Genomic DNA, 17,395 nt, shown 5'->3' on the forward strand with positions numbered 1-17,395 from the left:
GCGCCTGCCTTGAACGCAGGAAATCAGTCGATCAGGTTCAGCGTCTCGCCCACGGCATCGAACAGACGGTCCAGCTCTTCAGGTTTGGTGTTGAAGGTTGGGCCGAACTGCAAGGTGTCGCCGCCGAATCGCACATAGAAGCCCGCTTTCCACAGTTTCATCGCCGCTTCATAAGGGCGCACGATGGCGTCTCCGTCCCGGGCGGCGATCTGGATGGCGCCTGCCAGGCCAAAGTTGCGGATATCGACGATGTTCTTGGTGCCTTTGACGCCGTGCAGCAGGTTCTCAAAATGCGGCGCCAGGTCTGCAGCGGACTGCACGAGGTTTTCCTTCTGCAGCAGATCCAGCGCAGCAAGCCCTGCCGCGCAGGCGACCGGGTGCGCGGAGTAGGTGTAGCCATGGGGGAACTCCACGGCATAGTCCGGCGTCGGCTGGTTCATGAACGTATGGTAGATCTCGCTGCTGGCAACCACCGCCCCCATGGGGATCGCCCCGTTGGTCACCTGCTTGGCGATGCACATCAGGTCAGGCGTAACGCCAAAGGCCTCGGCGCCGGTCATCGCGCCCATGCGGCCGAAGCCTGTGATCACTTCGTCGAAGATCAGCAGGATATTGTGCTGGGTGCAGATTTCACGTAGACGCTTGAGGTAACCCTTGGGCGGCGGCAGCACGCCGGCCGAACCTGCCAGCGGCTCGACGATCACCGCTGCAATATTGGATGCATCGTGCAGCTCGATCAGCTTGAGCATCTCGTCAGCCAGCGCAATGCCGCCTTCCTCCGGCAGGCCCTTGGTGAACGCGTTGACCGGCAATACGGTGTGCGGCAGATGATCGACGTCCAGCAACTGCCCGAACATCTTGCGGTTGCCGTTGACCCCGCCCAGGCTGGTGCCGGCGATGTTAACCCCGTGGTAGCCACGGGCGCGGCCAATGATCTTGGTCTTGGTGGCCTGGCCTTTCAGGCGCCAGTAGGCGCGCACCATCTTCAAGGCCGTATCGGCACATTCGGAGCCTGAGTTGGTGTAGAACACATGGTTCAGGTCACCCGGCGTCAGTTCGGCAATCTTTTCAGCCAGCTGGAAGGACAGCGGGTGCCCGAACTGAAACCCCGGCGAGTAGTCAAGGGTGCCGATCTGGCGCGACACCGCCTCGGTGATTTCCTTGCGGGTATGGCCCGCGCCACATGTCCACAACCCGGACAGGGCATCGAAGATCCTGCGCCCCTTGTCGTCCACCAGATGATTGCCATCGGCCGCCACGATCAGCCGAGGATCGCGCTGGAAATTGCGGTTGGCGGTATAGGGCATCCAGTGCGCATCCAGCTTGAGCTGGCTGGCGATACCGGCAGGCGCGGTTTGGAGCATGTTCATCGGCGGTTCCTCGGAAGACGATTAGGCAACGATGGATGTTGTTGCAGCTAACTTGGCACGGCGATAAAGTCTGAAAAAGCCTGCATTTCTAACCTTTACACAGGCCACGACTAAACTGATGAGCCGACGCCCCGATCCGCTTGCACAAGTCAGCGACTTCGATATTCGCCTGTTGAAAATCTACCGCAGCGTGGTGGAATGTGGCGGGTTTTCTGCCGCAGAAAACGTGCTGGGTATCGGGCGATCGGCTATCAGTCAGCAGATGAACGATCTTGAACAGCGTCTGGGCTTGCGCTTGTGCCAGCGCGGGCGTGCAGGGTTCTCGCTGACCGAGGAAGGCCGGGAGGTCTATCACTCGGCGCTGCAACTGCTCAGCGCGCTGGAAACCTTCCGCACCGAAGTCAACGGCCTGCACCAGCATTTGCGCGGCGAGTTGAACATAGGCCTGACCGACAACCTCGTCACCTTGCCTCATATGCGCATTACCCATGCGCTGGCTGAACTCAAGGACCGGGGTCCGGACGTGCGTATCCAGATCCGCATGATCGCACCCAGCCAGGTGGAGCACGGTGTTCTCGATGGCAGTCTGCATGTGGGCGTCGTCCCCCAGACCAGCCCGTTGTCGGGGCTGGAATATCAACCGCTGTATAGCGAACGCTCGCTGCTGTACTGCGCCGTCGGTCATCCGCTGTTCTACGCCGATGACGATCTGCTCGACGATGAACGCCTCAATCGCCAGGAGGCCATTGCCCCGACCTTCCGCTTGCCTGCCGAAATCCAGGCGCACTACCAGGTGCTCAACTGCACGGCCAGCGCGTCGGATCGCGAAGGCATGGCGTTCCTGATCCTGACAGGGCGCTACATGGGTTACCTGCCTGATCACTACGCTGCGCTTTGGGTCCAGCAAGGACGACTACGAGCGCTCAAGCCCCAGCAACGCTTCTATGACCTGAGCTTGAGCTGGGTGACGCGAAAAGGCAGACGGCCCAACCTGGTGCTTGAGAGTTTTCTGGAAAGTCTGGCTGCGACACGTTGATGCCACTCTCTGCCGCCAATGCTTGTTACTTTGCCGTGGGAAGGTAATCTTGTCCTACAGACGCAGCCATCCCCCTGCACGGAATCGTTCATGACATTAGAAGTCCCTGCGCACCGCCTATCCGCCTCCGGCAAACCCGCAGGCCGTATCCGACAGAAAAATGAACAGGCCATCATCAAGGCCGCCGAAGACGAGTTCGCCCGTCATGGCTTCAAGGGCACCAGCATGAACACCATCGCCCTCAAGGCAGGGCTGCCCAAAGCCAACCTGCATTATTACTTCACCAATAAGCTGGGCCTGTACATTGCCGTACTCAGCAACATCATCGAGCTATGGGACAGCACCTTCAACGCCTTGAGCGTCGAGGACGACCCGGGCGAGGCGCTTAGCCGGTACATTCGCACGAAGATGGAGTTCTCCAGGCGCAACCCGCAGGCGTCGCGAATCTTCGCCATGGAAGTGATCAGCGGCGGCTCCTGCCTGACCGAGTACTTCAGCGCTGACTACCGCGAGTGGTTCCGGGGCCGGGCGGCAGTGTTCCAAGCTTGGATGGATGCAGGCAAGATGGACCCTGTCGACCCGGTCCACCTGATCTTCCTGCTGTGGGGCAGCACCCAGCACTACGCCGATTTCGCCACCCAGATCTGCCAGGTGACCGGTCGCAGCCGGTTGACCAAGCAAGATATGGAAGATGCCAGCACCAACCTTATCCACATCATTCTCAAAGGATGCGGCATCGCGCCAGTTGCCTGACCGACATTTATGCCTTCTACCCTGCTCGACCTCTGCGAATTCCGCGAGGACATTCGCAAAAGCCGCTTCATTACCCTGGCCGGGCCCATCGCCAGTGCCAGCGATGCCATGAGCTTCATCGAGCGTCACAGCGACCCCGACGCCACCCACAATTGCTGGGCATGGAAAATCGGGCCCCAATACCGCAGCAGCGACGACGGCGAACCTGGCGGCACGGCCGGCCGCCCGATTCTGTCAGCCATCGAGGCACAGGACTGCGATCAGGTGGTGGTGCTGGTCATCCGCTGGTACGGTGGCATTCAGCTTGGTACCGGCGGATTGGCCAGGGCATACGGCGGCGGCGCCAACAAATGCCTGCAACAGGCCCCCAAGCGCCTGCTGGTACAACGCAGCGAGTTCACTTGCAGTTGTGCATTCAGCGAATTGGCGCTGGTGAAACTGCGGGTCGCCGACGTCCAGGGTCTGGTGCTTGAAGAGCACTTCACCGCCAACGGTGTAGACCTGAAGATTGCCTTCGAAGATGTCCACAGGCTGCCTCTGCAACAACAATTGGCAGACCTGAGCCGCGGCCGAATCCTGCTAGAAAGTTGCTAAGTGTTGCCCACAGCAACTGTGGGCCTGGCTGTGGATAAGCTTGGGGCATACGCCTAGAGCCCAATGAGCATGCCCCCTCCATAGATTTGATCAAATTTTGACCAAGGTTACGAAATCGGCAGCTTCAGTTAAGCCAGCCTAAGTTATCCCCATGCGCAGGCGGCCATGCGACCAGATAACTGCGGTTTGCACACATTAATTGTGGAGCAGCCTGTGGATAACCCGTGAGTGAAACGACAGGGCACCTGTGGCACATGGCCGCGCCGAGGGTTGCTCATTTTTCAAGCAGCAAGGCGCCGCAGTGCAGCGTCACAAATGGCCGGGCACATCCAGGCGTCCTATGAATTATGCTCACAGGCTCTAACAACCCTATGGAGCACGCTCATGGCCGATTCAAAAACCGCTCTGATCATCGGGGCCTCACGCGGCCTGGGATTGGGCCTGGTCAACCGCCTGTACGAAGACGGGTGGAAGGTCACTGCCACAGTACGCAATCCGCAAGAACCAGGCGCTCTGGCGGATGTTCCAGGCGTGCGTATCGAACAGCTGGAAATGAATGACCCAGCCCAACTCGACACCCTGGCTAAGCGCCTGACCGGTCAGCTATTCGACCTGGTATTTATCAACGCAGGCGTGATGGGCCCTCTCCCACAGGATGTGGAAAGCGTTACGCACCAAGAAATTGGTGACCTGTTCATGACTAATGTCGTTGCACCGATTCGTGTCGCACGCCGTCTGGTTGAACATGTACGTGAACAGACCGGTGTACTCGCCTTCATGAGCTCCATTCTGGGCAGTGTCGCAGTGCCTGATGGCGGGGAGATCTGCTTGTACAAAGCCAGCAAGGCTGCCCTGAACTCCATGATCAACAGTTTTGTGGCGGCCCAGCCGCGCCATGACCTGTGCGTATTGGCCATGCATCCAGGCTGGGTGAAAACCGACATGGGCGGAGAAAACGCGGAGATCGACGTGCTGACCAGCACGCGTGGCATGCTTGAGCAGATCAAGGCCCAAAGTGGAACGGCGGGCCTTCGCTTCATCAACTACAAGGGCGAACCCTTGGTCTGGTGATTGGGCAGGTTGCCGCCATTGGGGCGCACGGCCAGGCCTGGCCCTGTAGAATGGCGGCAACCGTACCTGATTGAGATCACCTTATATGTATGACTGGTTGAACGCCCTGCCCAAGGCCGAACTGCACCTGCACCTTGAAGGCTCCCTGGAACCCGAGCTGCTGTTCGCCCTGGCCGAGCGCAACAAGATTGCCCTGCCCTGGGCTAATGTCGAGACGTTGCGCGGTGCGTACGCCTTCAACAACCTGCAGGAGTTCCTCGACCTGTACTACCAGGGCGCCGACGTTCTGCGCACCGAACAGGACTTCTACGACCTCACATGGGCGTACCTGCAGCGTTGCAAAGCGCAGAATGTGATTCACACCGAGCCCTTCTTCGATCCACAGACACACACCGACCGCGGCATTCCTTTTGAAGTGGTGCTCAATGGCATCAACCAGGCACTCAAGGATGGCCGTGACCAGTTGGGCATCAGCAGCGGCCTGATCCTGAGCTTCCTTCGCCACCTGAGCGAAGACGAAGCCCAAAAGACGTTGGACCAGGCCCTGCCGTTTCGCGATGCGTTCATTGCCGTTGGGCTGGACAGTTCCGAAATGGGCCACCCACCCAGCAAGTTCCAACGTGTGTTCGACAGGGCACGCAGCGAAGGCTTTGTGGCCGTTGCGCATGCCGGCGAGGAAGGCCCGCCTGAGTACATCTGGCAAGCGCTGGACCTGCTCCAGATCAAACGTATCGATCACGGCGTGCGCGCCATCGAAGACGAGCGCCTGATGCAGCGCATCATCGACGAGCAGATTCCCTTGACCGTGTGCCCATTGTCCAACACCAAGCTGTGCGTGTTCGACCACATGAGCCAACACAACATTCTCGACATGTTGGAAAAAGGCGTAAAAGTCACCGTCAACTCAGACGACCCAGCCTATTTCGGGGGCTACGTGACGGAAAACTTCCATGCCCTGCACACTCACCTGGGAATGACCCAAGACCAGGCTCGCCGGCTTGCCCAGAACAGCCTGGATGCGCGCCTGGTCTGACGCACTCAGCCCACCTGCAGCGTCTCGACCCGGGCGATGCGATTGATCTGCTGGATACCCAGCGGTGATATGTGCAGCGCCCGGGTATCCTCGGCCTCGCGTATCCATCCCGATTGCAGGAACAGGCGGAACAGCGCCTGGCCCAGAACGCCCCCCAGGTGCGGCTCCATGTCATGCCACTCGGTGCAGCGGCACATCGTGCATGCTCTGGGCTGATGCGGTGCCAACGCATCGATGTATACGCCAAGGCTAGCCAGTTGCGCCCGCCCCTCATCGCTGACCACCAACTGCCGCCCACAACCATCCAGCCATCCGGCCACTACCAGGCGGTGGTAGAGTTCGGCCGCAAGCTCACCGCCCAAGTGATCGCCGCACCGTCTGGCGCGTCGCACGGACATGGGCAATGTAGGGCGCGGCGTGTGGGCATGACGATTTCTTGCCTGTTCGAGCTGCACGCTGGCAAGGGCCTCCACAGCGGCGCCCACCTGAGGCGTTGCCAGGCGGAAATAACGTTTGCGCCCCCGGGCCTCATGCCGAAGCAGACCCGCTGAAGAAAGCAGCGAAAGGTGTGCACAAGCCGATGAGGCGCTTAGCCCGGTCATGATGGCCAACTCATTGGCCAGGCGGGGTGTGCCATCGATCAAGGCCCATAACATGGCACTGCGCTTGGGGTCGGCCATCAGGCTGGCGATCTGGCTGATGCTGCTGGCTGCGTTCATGTCCCTGTGACTCCCTGCAAATTCACTGTGTAGATGCGATGGCCGACCCTGGCCCACGAACGCCCTCGCTCGCGCTGGCCTGGCTCGTCAGTATAAGCCGCACCTGGAGCCACCCTGGCGCCACTGCCAGGCCTCGTTGTCGCAAAAATGCCACTGGGTAGGGCTACCCTTTGCAGGAGGCTTCTTCAGCGGCATGTTCGCAAAGCAGCCTGTATCTCGGCGGTTTGACAGAAAAAATGGCTCAGCATGGGATGAGTCAAGGCATATCGCTTATTGCGAATTCGGAAGATGCCCACAGCCGTCTTCACCAAATAGCGCAGATATTATCGAAGGTTCTTCATGCCTCACACCGAGCGCCTCGATTGCAGGCGCCGCGTCAACAGCGCAACCGTTACCACCAGCGCCCCGCACAGGCTCATCACCAACGCCATGGGCACCGCGCTGCCATCGTGCAGTACACCCACCAACGCCGCGGCCCCTGCGGCAACACTGAACTGCACGCAGCCCATCAAGGCAGAAGCGCTGCCCGCCCGAGCGCCTTGCCCGCTCATGGCACAAGCAGAGGCATTGGGCAGAATGAACCCCAGGCTCGCGATGCACACGAACAGCGGTACCAATAGCGGCCAGAGCGCTGCGGGCTTGAACGCCGCCATGCTCAGCAATGTCAGGCCTGCTATCAGGTACACCCATACCGCACGGCTCAGCAGCCAAGCGGGCCCGCGTTTGGCCAGCAGGCGGGCGTTCACCTGAGCCATCAGGATGAACCCCGCAGCATTGGCACCGAAGAACCAGCCGTAATGCTCGGCAGGTACCCCGTACAACTTGATGAACACGAACGGCGAGCCTGCGATGTAGGCGAACATGCCGGCAATAGCGATACCGCCCGTCAAGGCGTGCCCCAGGAACACGCGGTCGGCGAGCAGGCGCAGGTACTGACGCAAAGCGCCTGACAATGGCTGCCGGGGAATATGATCAGGCATGCTTTCAGGCAGCCCGAGGCTGACGGCGAGCAGGCAGCCGGCACTGAACAGGCTCAGGGACAGGAATATGAACTGCCACCCAACATGGTTGACCAACACGCCGCCCAGCATGGGCGCAAGGATCGGCGCCAAACCCATGACAAGCACCAGCTGGGAGAACACTTTGGCCGAAGCCACCGGGTCGCACTTGTCGCTGACAATCGCCCGCGACAGCACCATACCCGCGCAGCCGCCCAGTGCCTGGACAAAGCGCGCCAGGATCAGGGTGTCCAGGTTGGGCGCATAGGCGCAGGCCAGCGATGCCAGGGTAAAAAGCGCCACGCCGAACAGCAATGGCTTGCGCCGACCGAAACGGTCAGCCACCGGGCCATAGAGCAACTGCCCGATGGACAGCCCGAGAAAGTAGGCAGCCAGGGTAGTCTGGACGTGTTTTTCATCAGTGGCGAACGCCTGGGCTATCGCCGGAAAGGCAGGCAGATAGAAGTCGATCGCCAAAGGCCCGAACGCACTGAGTGCGCCCAGGATAAGGACCATTCGCAGGTTCATCGGGAATCCATAGCAAGCTAACAAAGTTGCACATTCTACCTGCTGTGGACCCCGTCCTGCGCAAAACAATCCAACAATCGCGTTACCTGGCTCGAGCGCTTATGCAATCTCGGCCTGATAACCCTCTTCCTGGATGGCCGCCCGTATCTGCGCCGGGTTAGCACTGCTGTCGACGCGGACCTGCTTCTTTGCCAAGTCGACATCGACCTTGGCAGCGCCATCTAGGGCTTGGACGGCTTGGGTAACCGCCTTCACGCAATGGCCACAGGTCATGCCTTCTACCGAGAATACGTGCATGGGAATACCTCCTCTGGGTTTTCAGCGAGTTTCAAGCTTGCCATGGGGGCAAGGTCAAGCGTGCGTGTCTGGAGGTGGCAATTCGCGTCCACCTCGGCCAAGCTGCGACTTTGAAACAGGCAAGCAGGAGAGTGTTCATGTTCAGGACAGCAATGGGCTTCATCGGGCTGCTGGGTGCGCTCGCGGCGGTGCCGCCGGCCATCGCCGAGGACAACTCGGCCTACAGCGTGCTGATCATTTCCCGCGAACGGCTTGAAGTGGCCACCAGTTGCGAGATCGGTGTCTACCTGAACGATCAACTGTCGGGGCGACTGTTCCAGGAACAGTCCACGTCGTTCAACCTGCCTGCGGGCCCTGTCGATGTGCGCCTGCGCCTGCTGCCTGGGCAGACACCCGGTTGCGCCCCGGGTCTTGAAGATCAACGTAGCACCCGGTTGAACCTGCAAGCCGGGCAGATCAACAAGTACCGCATCGCGATGGGCCAGTATGGGATGGAGCTCAAGCGAGCGCCGTTGGACTATTGACCTTCCCCGCATGGCAAGGTTGATGCTGGCAGCGTGCCCAAGGAGGAAATCATGTCCACGCCCGTCACTTATCACCTGCCCGTCTCCGGCATGACCTGCGCCAGCTGCGCTGGCCGAGTGGAACGCGCCTTGCGCAAGGTCACCGGCGCAGAACACGTCACCGTCAACCTTGCCAACGAGCAGGCCCGTGTGCAGGCGCCGGCCGATAGCCTGGATGCACTGGTCAACGCTGTACACGCAGCCGGTTACGCGGTGCCCAGCCATACGGTGGAATTGCAGATCGCCGGCATGACCTGCGCCAGCTGCGTCGGCCGGGTCGAGCGTGCGCTGGCCAAGGTGCAGGGGGTTCTCAAGGTCAGCGTCAATCTGGCCAACGAACGTGCCCACCTGAATGTCCTCGATGGCGTTCAGGATGCGGCGCTGATCGATGCGATAGGGCAAGCCGGTTACCACGCCAGCCTGCCGCACGCATCCGAAAGTGAACAGGCGACGACCCAACGCCGCTTGCGCCGGGAACGCCTTGCAGTCGCCGCGGCGCTGCTGCTGGCTTTTCCCCTGGTGTTGCCCATGCTGGTACAACCGTTGGGCCTGCACTGGATGCTGCCGGCCTGGGCGCAGTTTCTGCTGGCAACGCCGGTGCAGTTCATCCTGGGCGCCCGCTTCTATGTGGCGGCCTGGAAAGCCGTGCGTGCGCGCAGCGGCAACATGGACCTGCTGGTTGCCCTCGGTACCAGTGCCGGTTACGGCTTGAGCCTTTATCAATGGGCCAACGCGCCATCGGGTAGCACACCCCACCTCTACTTCGAAGCCAGTGCAGTGGTCATCGCCCTGGTCATGCTGGGCAAGTACCTGGAAAGCCGTGCCAAGCGCCAGACCGCCAGTGCCATACGCGCCCTGGAAGCGCTGCGTCCCGAACGTGCGCTGAGGGTCATCGATGGCGTGGAGCAGGAGGTCGCCATCGCCCACCTGCGCGTGGGTGACCTGGTCATGGTCAAGCCTGGTGAGCGTTTTCCGGTCGACGGTATCGTCGAAGACGGCCACAGCCATGCCGATGAAGCCCTGATCAGCGGCGAAAGCCTGCCAGTCACCAAGCAACCCGGAGACAGCGTCACCGGGGGTGCGATCAACGGCGAGGGTCGGTTGCTGGTCCGCACGCAAGCGCTTGGCACAGAGACCGTCCTGGCTCGCATCATCCGCCTGGTCGAAGACGCCCAGGCTGCCAAGGCTCCCATTCAGAAACTGGTCGACCGAGTCAGCCAGGTCTTCGTGCCGGCGGTACTGATACTCGCCGCGATGACCTTGTTGGGATGGTGGCTGGCCGGCGCGCCGTTTGAAACCGCCGTGATCAATGCAGTGGCCGTTCTGGTCATCGCCTGCCCATGCGCGCTAGGGCTGGCAACGCCGGCCGCGATCATGGCGGGCACAGGCGTTGCCGCACGCCACGGCATCCTCATCAAAGATGCAGAAGCACTCGAACGCGCGCAGGCCGTCAACCGCGTCGTGTTCGATAAAACAGGTACGCTCACCTCCGGCAGCCCGAAAGTGGTGCATAGCCAAGCGCTGGACGGCGATTCGGACAAACTTTACCGATTGGCCGGCGCGCTTCAGCGCGGCAGTGAACACCCGCTGGCCAAAGCCGTGCTGGACGCCTGCGCCGACCGTGGCCTGCGTGTGCCCGAGGTGGCCGACAGCCAGTCCCTGATCGGTCGCGGCATTGCCGGACGTGTCGATGGGCGTGACTTGGCACTGGGCAATCGCCGCCTGCTGCAAGACCTTGGCCTGGCGCCCGGTGAACTGGCCGCATCGGCTGACGCCTGGGAAGCACAGGGGCGCACCTTGTCCTGGCTCGTCCAGAGCGGGACCTCTCCCAACGTGCTTGGCCTGATCGCGTTCGGTGACAGCCTCAAGCCCGGGGCCGATCAGGCGGTCCAGACCCTGCGCAATCAGCACATCAGCAGCTACCTGCTCACTGGCGACAACCGGGGCAGCGCCATGGCCGTGGCGGCCGCCCTCGGCATTACCGATGTCTACGCCGAGGTGCTGCCAGCGGACAAGGCCGCCACCGTGGAGGCCCTCAAGCAAGGCGGTGCCGCAGCCATGGTCGGCGATGGCGTCAACGACGCACCGGCGTTGGCGGCTGCAGACATCGGCATCGCCATGGGCGGTGGCACGGATGTGGCCATGCAGGCCGCCGGCATCACCCTGATGCGCGGTGATCCGCGGCTGGTGCCAGCAGCCCTTGAAATCAGCCGTAGAACCTACGCGAAGATTCGCCAGAACCTGTTCTGGGCGTTCATCTACAACCTCGTCGGCATCCCGCTGGCTGCCTTCGGTTACCTCAACCCGGTCATGGCAGGCGCGGCCATGGCGCTCTCCAGCGTCAGCGTGGTCAGTAATGCGCTGTTGCTCAAGGCCTGGAAGCCCGCCCTTGATCAGGAGGCACCATGAACATTGGCCAAGCGGCAGCCCGTACCGGGCTCAGCACCAAGATGATCCGCTATTACGAATCCATCGGCCTGCTCAAGCCTGCCTTGCGCAGCGACAGCGGTTATCGGATCTATCAGCCTGCGGACCTGCATGCTTTGGCCTTCATCAAACGCTCGCGCGACCTGGGGTTTTCCCTTGAGGAAGTCGGCAAGTTGCTCACCTTGTGGCAGGACCGGCAGCGAGCCAGCGCCGATGTCAAGGCACTGGCCAGCCAGCATATCGATGCGTTGAACAGGCGCATCGAGGAACTGGTTAGCCTGCGCGACACCTTGGTCGAGCTGGTTTCCAGTTGCCACGGCGATGACCGCCCGGACTGTCCGATTCTCAAGGAACTGGCCAACGAAGCGCCGGGGCGCTGCTGCCGCTGAGCATTTCCGACAGCCCCGCAACCAAGCTCATAGGGCATTCCCGTCCAAACGCGACCGAATAGGCATCAATAGCGACTTCGCCCAATATTTACGGGCGTTTTCCTACATAAAATTCGGTTGCTGCCGATGCATTAGGTACCTGCCTCATGTGTCGACAACAATAATTCGGGAGCGCCGATGAGCATCAAACAGAAACTGACCTGGGCCTTTGCGATCATCGCCGCCCTGCCCATCGTGCTGGTGGCCACCTTGGTGGTACTGAACCTACGCGGCGAGGCCAGGGATGGCTTCCTCGACAGCAGCAGTCGAGAAATCCGTCAGGTCAGCAACGCGATGAACATCTTCTTCCAAGGCATCAGCCAGAACGTGGAGTACATGGCCTCGCAACCCTTGGTGGCGGCCACTGGCAACGAACTGACCAAGTACATGAGCGCCACGCCGTCCTACGAACTGGGCGAGCAATCGAGCAAGATTCTGGCGTTCATGACCAGCCTGGCCAATGCCCATCCTGCCTATGCCTACCTCTCCTACGGGGTCGCCGACGGGGGCTACGTCGGCTGGCCGGCAGGGCAGAAGTTCGTCAACTACGATCCGCGTACACGCCCTTGGTACCAGCTGGCCATGGCTAACCCTGGCAAGACCCTGCGCACCGGTGCCTACTACTGGGCCGCCGACGATGCCGTGCTGGTCAGCACCGTACGTGCCGTGGCCAACCAGCTGGGTAACCCTGGCGGCGTGGTCAACGTCGACGTTTCCATCAAAGGCCTCACCGAAATCGTCAAGCAGATCAAGCTGGGCGAGAGCGGGTACCTGCTGCTGGTCGAAAACAACGGCAATGTCCTGGTAGACCCGCGGGACACTGCGCACAACTTCAAACAACTGGCGAGCTTCGGCGACGGCTACGCCGAGCTTGCCAAGCACGGCAAGGGCCTGGCTGAGGTCGAGCTGGACGGTGTTCGCTACATGGCCAATATCTACCCGGACGAACAGCTGGGCTGGACGCTGATCGGGCTGATCGAGCAACGCGAGGTGATGCAGACCACCACCCGCCTGACCTGGCTGATCGGGATCGTCGCGCTGGTACTGGCTGCCGTGTTCGCCGTCGTGGGTGCCACGTTCGCCAAACTGATCGTGCGCCCGATCAACAGCGTCACCAATGGGCTTGAGGACATCGCCCAGGGCGAAGGGGACCTGACCCGCAACCTGGAAATCCGCGGCCGTGACGAAACTGCCCAGCTGGCGAGCTGGTTCAACCAGTTCCTGGGGGCCATTCGCAGCCTGATCCAGCACATCAGCGCCGCAGCCGGCAACATCCTCAACACCTCCACCAGCTCGACACGCGTGTCCAGCGACATGGCCGAGGCCGCCGGGCGCCAGCGTGAGGCCGTTGACATGGTGTCCACCGCCTTCCATGAAATGGTCGCCACTGCCAACGAGGTCGCGCGCTCCTGCAGCCAGGCGGCGCAGTCGGCCGATAGCGGCCAGCAGCAGGCGCGCGAAGGCCAGCAGCAGATCGATGCCGCCGTCAGCAGCGTCGACCGCCTGAGCCACGAGATCGAGCAGTCGGCGCAGTCGATCCAGCAGCTTGAGCGCGACAGCAACGCCATCCAGTCGATCCTGGGCACCATTCGCTCCATTGCCGAGCAGACCAACCTGCTGGCGCTCAACGCCGCCATCGAAGCTGCCCGTGCCGGTGAGCAAGGGCGCGGGTTCGCGGTGGTGGCCGACGAAGTACGTGCCCTGGCCAAGCGAACCGCCGACTCCACGGCCGAAATCGACGGCCTGCTGGGCAACCTGGCCGGGCGCACGGCCGAGGTGGCGGCGCAAATGCACGCCAGCCTCGAAGTTTCGCAGCAATCGGTGAGCCGTATCGGCATGGCCCGCGACAGCTTTGGGCAAATACGCGAGTCGGTGGACGTGATCCGTGACATGAACACGCAGATCGCCACGGCAGCCGAAGAGCAGCACCAGGTAGCCGAGGACATCAACCGGCACATCAGCCAGATCCACGGCGATGCCCAGCTGGTGGCGGAACTGGCCCAGGCCGCCCGCCAGGACTCCGAAAGCCTCGCCGGCCTGTCCAACGAGCTGGACTCACTGGTGCGCAGGTTCCGTACCTGACGGCAAGAGCTTCGCGAGCATCGGGCCTGCACGTTCACGGGCTCGCGCAGCGCCGCACCCGGTAAGCCGCTAGAGCTTCAACTCGCCCGGCGTGGCACCGAACAGCTGCTTGAAGGCGGCGATGTAGGCGGAGGTCGAGTCGTACCCGCAGCCCAGCGCCGCGTCAGTGACCGTGTGCCCCGCCTCGAGCGCGGTCAAGGACGACAGCAAGCGCATGCGCTGGCGCCAGTTGCGAAAACTCAACCCAGTCTCGCGCAGGAACAACCGCATCAGGGTCTTTTCCGAACACCCCAGTTCGCACGCCCATTGCTGCAAGGTCTGCGGCTGATCCGGTGTAGCAATCAGGCCATTGCACAGGGCAAGCAAGCCTGGGTGTTGTGGCAGCGGCAACGAAAACGCCACTTCCGGCAACGCCTGCAATTGGTCAAGCAGCACGGCGACCAGGCGCGCCTGCGCGCTATCGCCTTCGGGGTAATGCGCAGGGTACAGGCAGAACTGCTTGATCAGCTCACGGGCCAAGGGGGTCACTTCCAGTACACGACAACGCTCCGCGGCCCACGGGCAGGCATCGCGCCGTATATAGAGGCTGCGCATTTCGGCCTGCATCGAACTGGACACGGCATGCTCGGCCTGCGCCGGTATCCACACGCCCCATTGCGGCGGGGCGAAGTAGCTGCCTTCCTGAGTATACACCCCCAGTACGCCACTGATGGCATAGGAAAACTGCACCCAGTCATGTTGATGCGACGTCGTCCACGAGCCGGCCACCAGTCGCTCGGCGCGTGCATAGAGCGGTCGAGGCAGGCAATCGAGCGTTGGAATGGGACGAGGATGTCCGATGGCAGGCATGGCGATTTCTTATCATGATGATCGGCCAAGCCTACCAGCCTAAATGCCCTCGGCGTTATCCGGCTCCATGTGCACCTTCGGTCACCCAGCCGGATGAACACCGACGCTCACCGCTCGACGATGACCGTAACGCCCTGCCCACCTGCGGCGCAGATGGAGATCAGGCCGCGTCCTTGGGGCGCCGTGGACAGCAGCTTGGCCAAGTTGGCCAGGATGCGCCCACCGGTGGCGGCAAATGGATGCCCTGCCCCAAGTGAGCTGCCCTTCACGTTCAGCCGGGAACGGTCGATCGCCCCCAGCGGCGCATCCAGCCCGAGGTGCTCCCGGCAGTACTGGGCATCCTCCCAGGCCTTGAGGGTGCACAGCACCTGGGCTGCGAATGCCTCATGGATCTCGTAGTAATCGAAATCCTGCAGCGTCAGGTTGTTGCGGGCCAGCAAGCGCGGCACCGCATAAACGGGCGCCATCAGCAGGCCCTCGCGGCCATCGACGAAATCCACCGCGGCTGTTTCGCCATCGACCAGATAGGCGAGCACCGGCAGGCCATGTTGGTCTGCCCACTCCTGGGTCCCCAGCAACACCAGCGAGGCCCCATCGGTCAGCGGCGTGGAATTGCCTGCCGTCAAGGTGCCCTCATCGCTGCGGTCGAAGGCCGGTTTGAGCTTGGCCAATTGCTCCAGCGTCAAGTCGGGACGCAGGTTGTTGTCCCGGGTCAGCGACCGAAAAGGGGTCATCAAATCGTCTTGCCAACCTTCCTGGTAGGCACGTGCCAGGCATTGATGGCTACGCAGCGCCAATTCGTCCTGCTCGGCCCGGCCAATGCGCCAGGTTTTGGCCATGCGTTCGCAGTGCTCGCCCATCGACAACCCGGTGCGTGGCTCTCCGTTGCGCGGCAGCGAAGGCTTGAGGTGGTGAGGCCGCAAGCCCAGGAAAGGCTTGAGGCGGTCACCCAGCGCCTTGCCCCGGTTGGCTTGCAACATCATCCGGCGCAGGCCTTCGCTCACGGCGATGGGTGCGTCGGACGTAGTGTCGACGCCGCCCGCAATGCCGCAGTCGATCTGCCCGAGGGCAATCTTGTTGGCCACCAGCAATGCCGCTTCCAGCCCGGTGCCGCAGGCCTGCTGAATGTCATAGGCGGGGGTCGAGGCCGACAGGCGCGAACCCAGCACGCACTCGCGCGTCAGGTTCATGTCCCGGGCATGCTTGAGTACCGCGCCTGCCACCACCTCGCCAAGGCGCAGGCCGTGCAGACGGTAACGTTCGATGAGCCCCTCGAGTGCGGCAGTCAGCATGTCCTGGTTGCTGGCTGTGGCGTACGCACCATTGGAACGGGCGAATGGAATTCGGTTGCCGCCCAAAATAGCGACCCGGCGAAGTGAGCGCATGCGCATGTTCCTCCTGAAACAATTTGATCCGTAGAGCCTAGGTGTTTTTGCCGCATTCGAACGACCTGCCCACAATCCTGGTCCACACTGTCAGACTTGCTTTCGGAGGACCCACCATGAGCGATCGCTACCTTGGTTTTGCCAACTCCAGCCTCGGCCGCAAACTTGTCGACAGCCTTGGCCTGCCTCGTCCAGCCACCCTGGAGCGCTGGGAAGCGGGCCGCATGCGGCCAGTGGACGGGCCGTTGGTCCTTGGCGGCGGCCCCTTGGCACGCCAGGTCGAAACACTCGCAGCGCGGTTGACCGACGCGGTTTACGGCTTCAACGGCCAAGGCCTCCAGTGCGAACCCTGGGTCGCTGGGTTGGGCCCCAAGATCAAGGCGTTGGTGTTCGATGCCAGTCACTTGTCCGACAGCGATGCGCTCACGCAGTTGCGCGAATTCTTCCAGCCGCTACTGCGCAACCTGGCGCCTTGCGCCCATATAGTGGTCTTGGGTCGCCCGCCTGAGGCCGTCGCCGACCCGATGGCCAGTGTCGCCCAACGTGCCCTCGAAGGGTTTAGCCGTTCGCTGGCCAAGGAACTGCGCAACGGCGCTACTGCCCAGTTGCTGTACGTGGGTGACGGCGCCGAATCTCAACTCGAAGGCGCGTTGCGCTTCTTCCTGTCGCCCAAGAGCGCCTTCGTGTCGGGCCAGGTGCTGCGCCTACAGCCCTGCCAGGCTCAGGTCGAGGACTGGACACGGCCGCTCAGCGGCAAGCGCGCGCTGATCACTGGGGCTGCCCGCGGCATCGGCGCCGCCATTGCAGAAACCCTGGCCCGCGACGGTGCCGATGTGCTGCTGCTCGATGTGCCCCCGGCCAGCGAGCAATTGCAGGCGCTCGCTGCGCGCCTGGGTGGCAAGGCGCTGGTCCTGGACATCTGCGCCGGTGACGCTGCCGAGCAGTTGCTGGCGGCATTGCCCGATGGCCTCGACATCCTGGTGCACAACGCAGGCATCACCCGTGACAAGACAGCACGCACTCGCGCGTCAGGTTCATGTCCCGGGCATGCTTGAGTACCGCGCCTGCCACCACCTCGCCAAGGCGCAGGCCGTGCAGACGGTAACGTTCGATGAGCCCCTCGAGTGCGGCAGTCAGCATGTCCTGGTTGCTGGCTGTGGCGTACGCACCATTGGAACGGGCGAATGGAATTCGGTTGCCGCCCAAAATAGCGACCCGGCGAAGTGAGCGCATGCGCATGTTCCTCCTGAAACAATTTGATC

The 17,395-nt window shown here is 62.2% G+C and carries 15 protein-coding genes and 3 pseudogenes; 11 read left to right on the plus strand and 7 right to left on the minus strand.

The annotated features are described in order from the left end of the window. Positions 1-23: 23 nt before the first annotated feature. Positions 24-1,370, minus strand: coding sequence for an aspartate aminotransferase family protein (locus tag B2J77_RS18085; RefSeq protein ID WP_058638387.1), 1,347 nt, complete (start codon positions 1,368-1,370; stop codon positions 24-26). A 115-nt stretch (positions 1,371-1,485) separates the two neighbouring features. Between B2J77_RS18085 and B2J77_RS18090 the strand changes: the two genes are divergently transcribed. The 5 genes from B2J77_RS18090 to B2J77_RS18110 all read left to right on the plus strand — a co-directional run bounded on the left by B2J77_RS18090 (position 1,486) and on the right by B2J77_RS18110 (position 5,857). Next, on the plus strand, positions 1,486-2,406 hold the full coding sequence (locus tag B2J77_RS18090) for a LysR family transcriptional regulator (RefSeq protein ID WP_178091277.1): 921 nt from the start codon (positions 1,486-1,488) through the stop codon (positions 2,404-2,406). A gap of 90 nt (positions 2,407-2,496) precedes the next feature. Further along, positions 2,497-3,159, plus strand: coding sequence for a TetR/AcrR family transcriptional regulator (locus B2J77_RS18095; RefSeq protein WP_023535181.1), 663 nt, complete (start codon positions 2,497-2,499; stop codon positions 3,157-3,159). A 9-nt stretch (positions 3,160-3,168) separates the two neighbouring features. Beyond that, positions 3,169-3,753: an IMPACT family protein gene (locus tag B2J77_RS18100; RefSeq protein WP_058638388.1), complete on the plus strand. Its 585-nt coding sequence runs from the start codon at positions 3,169-3,171 to the stop codon at positions 3,751-3,753. A gap of 384 nt (positions 3,754-4,137) precedes the next feature. Beyond that, on the plus strand, positions 4,138-4,824 hold the full coding sequence (locus B2J77_RS18105; RefSeq protein ID WP_078479154.1) for an SDR family oxidoreductase: 687 nt from the start codon (positions 4,138-4,140) through the stop codon (positions 4,822-4,824). Between the two features lie 85 nt (positions 4,825-4,909). Next, entirely contained in the window at positions 4,910-5,857 is a 948-nt protein-coding gene (locus tag B2J77_RS18110) for an adenosine deaminase (protein WP_078479155.1), read from the plus strand. 5 nt (positions 5,858-5,862) lie between these two features. Here the strand turns inward: B2J77_RS18110 and B2J77_RS18115 are convergent, their stop codons facing one another. The 3 genes from B2J77_RS18115 to B2J77_RS18125 all read right to left on the minus strand — a co-directional run bounded on the left by B2J77_RS18115 (position 5,863) and on the right by B2J77_RS18125 (position 8,399). Next, positions 5,863-6,576 carry an ArsR/SmtB family transcription factor gene (locus B2J77_RS18115; protein ID WP_058605269.1) on the minus strand — a complete coding sequence of 238 codons (714 nt, stop codon included), beginning with the start codon at positions 6,574-6,576 and terminating at the stop codon, positions 5,863-5,865. A gap of 344 nt (positions 6,577-6,920) precedes the next feature. Beyond that, a complete protein-coding gene (locus tag B2J77_RS18120) occupies positions 6,921-8,102 on the minus strand; it encodes a multidrug effflux MFS transporter (protein ID WP_058638392.1) in 1,182 nt (393 codons plus the stop codon). A gap of 99 nt (positions 8,103-8,201) precedes the next feature. Beyond that, positions 8,202-8,399 carry a heavy-metal-associated domain-containing protein gene (locus B2J77_RS18125; protein ID WP_058638393.1) on the minus strand — a complete coding sequence of 66 codons (198 nt, stop codon included), beginning with the start codon at positions 8,397-8,399 and terminating at the stop codon, positions 8,202-8,204. Between the two features lie 137 nt (positions 8,400-8,536). Between B2J77_RS18125 and B2J77_RS18130 the strand changes: the two genes are divergently transcribed. The 5 genes and pseudogenes from B2J77_RS18130 to B2J77_RS21975 all read left to right on the plus strand — a co-directional run bounded on the left by B2J77_RS18130 (position 8,537) and on the right by B2J77_RS21975 (position 13,899). Then, positions 8,537-8,923 (plus strand): hypothetical protein, encoded by a 387-nt coding sequence (locus B2J77_RS18130; RefSeq protein ID WP_078479156.1) that lies wholly within the window; start codon positions 8,537-8,539, stop codon positions 8,921-8,923. Positions 8,924-8,974: 51 nt separating this feature from the next. Further along, a complete protein-coding gene (locus B2J77_RS18135; RefSeq protein WP_078479157.1) occupies positions 8,975-11,371 on the plus strand; it encodes a heavy metal translocating P-type ATPase in 2,397 nt (798 codons plus the stop codon). Continuing rightward, complete coding sequence (cueR, locus tag B2J77_RS18140) at positions 11,368-11,778, plus strand: Cu(I)-responsive transcriptional regulator (protein ID WP_058638396.1); 411 nt, start codon at positions 11,368-11,370, stop codon at positions 11,776-11,778. The genes B2J77_RS18135 and cueR overlap by 4 nt, the downstream gene beginning before the upstream one ends. Positions 11,779-12,153: 375 nt before the next feature. Then, positions 12,154-13,041 (plus strand): annotated as a pseudogene (locus B2J77_RS21970) (cache domain-containing sensor histidine kinase); the annotation flags it as partial. A 129-nt stretch (positions 13,042-13,170) separates the two neighbouring features. Then, on the plus strand, positions 13,171-13,899 hold the full coding sequence (locus B2J77_RS21975) for a methyl-accepting chemotaxis protein (RefSeq protein WP_392475787.1): 729 nt from the start codon (positions 13,171-13,173) through the stop codon (positions 13,897-13,899). A 69-nt stretch (positions 13,900-13,968) separates the two neighbouring features. Here B2J77_RS21975 and B2J77_RS18150 read toward each other — a convergent pair whose 3' ends face one another. Both B2J77_RS18150 and B2J77_RS18155 read right to left on the minus strand, forming a co-directional pair. Further along, positions 13,969-14,748: an AraC family transcriptional regulator gene (locus B2J77_RS18150; protein ID WP_078479159.1), complete on the minus strand. Its 780-nt coding sequence runs from the start codon at positions 14,746-14,748 to the stop codon at positions 13,969-13,971. A 107-nt stretch (positions 14,749-14,855) separates the two neighbouring features. After that, positions 14,856-16,133 (minus strand): acetyl-CoA C-acetyltransferase, encoded by a 1,278-nt coding sequence (locus B2J77_RS18155; protein ID WP_078479458.1) that lies wholly within the window; start codon positions 16,131-16,133, stop codon positions 14,856-14,858. Positions 16,134-16,249: 116 nt separating this feature from the next. Here B2J77_RS18155 and B2J77_RS21775 point away from each other — a divergent pair. Beyond that, positions 16,250-17,146: pseudogene (locus tag B2J77_RS21775) on the plus strand (SDR family oxidoreductase); the annotation flags it as partial. On the opposite strand, the pseudogene B2J77_RS18165 reads toward B2J77_RS21775, so the two are convergent. Continuing rightward, positions 17,145-17,366, minus strand: a pseudogene (locus B2J77_RS18165) (acetyl-CoA C-acyltransferase); the annotation flags it as partial. The pseudogenes B2J77_RS21775 and B2J77_RS18165 sit on opposite strands and share 2 nt — an antisense overlap. Positions 17,367-17,395: the final 29 nt, after the last annotated feature.

It is taken from the genome of Pseudomonas parafulva (assembly GCF_002021815.1).
GTDB lineage: Bacteria > Pseudomonadota > Gammaproteobacteria > Pseudomonadales > Pseudomonadaceae > Aquipseudomonas > Aquipseudomonas parafulva_B.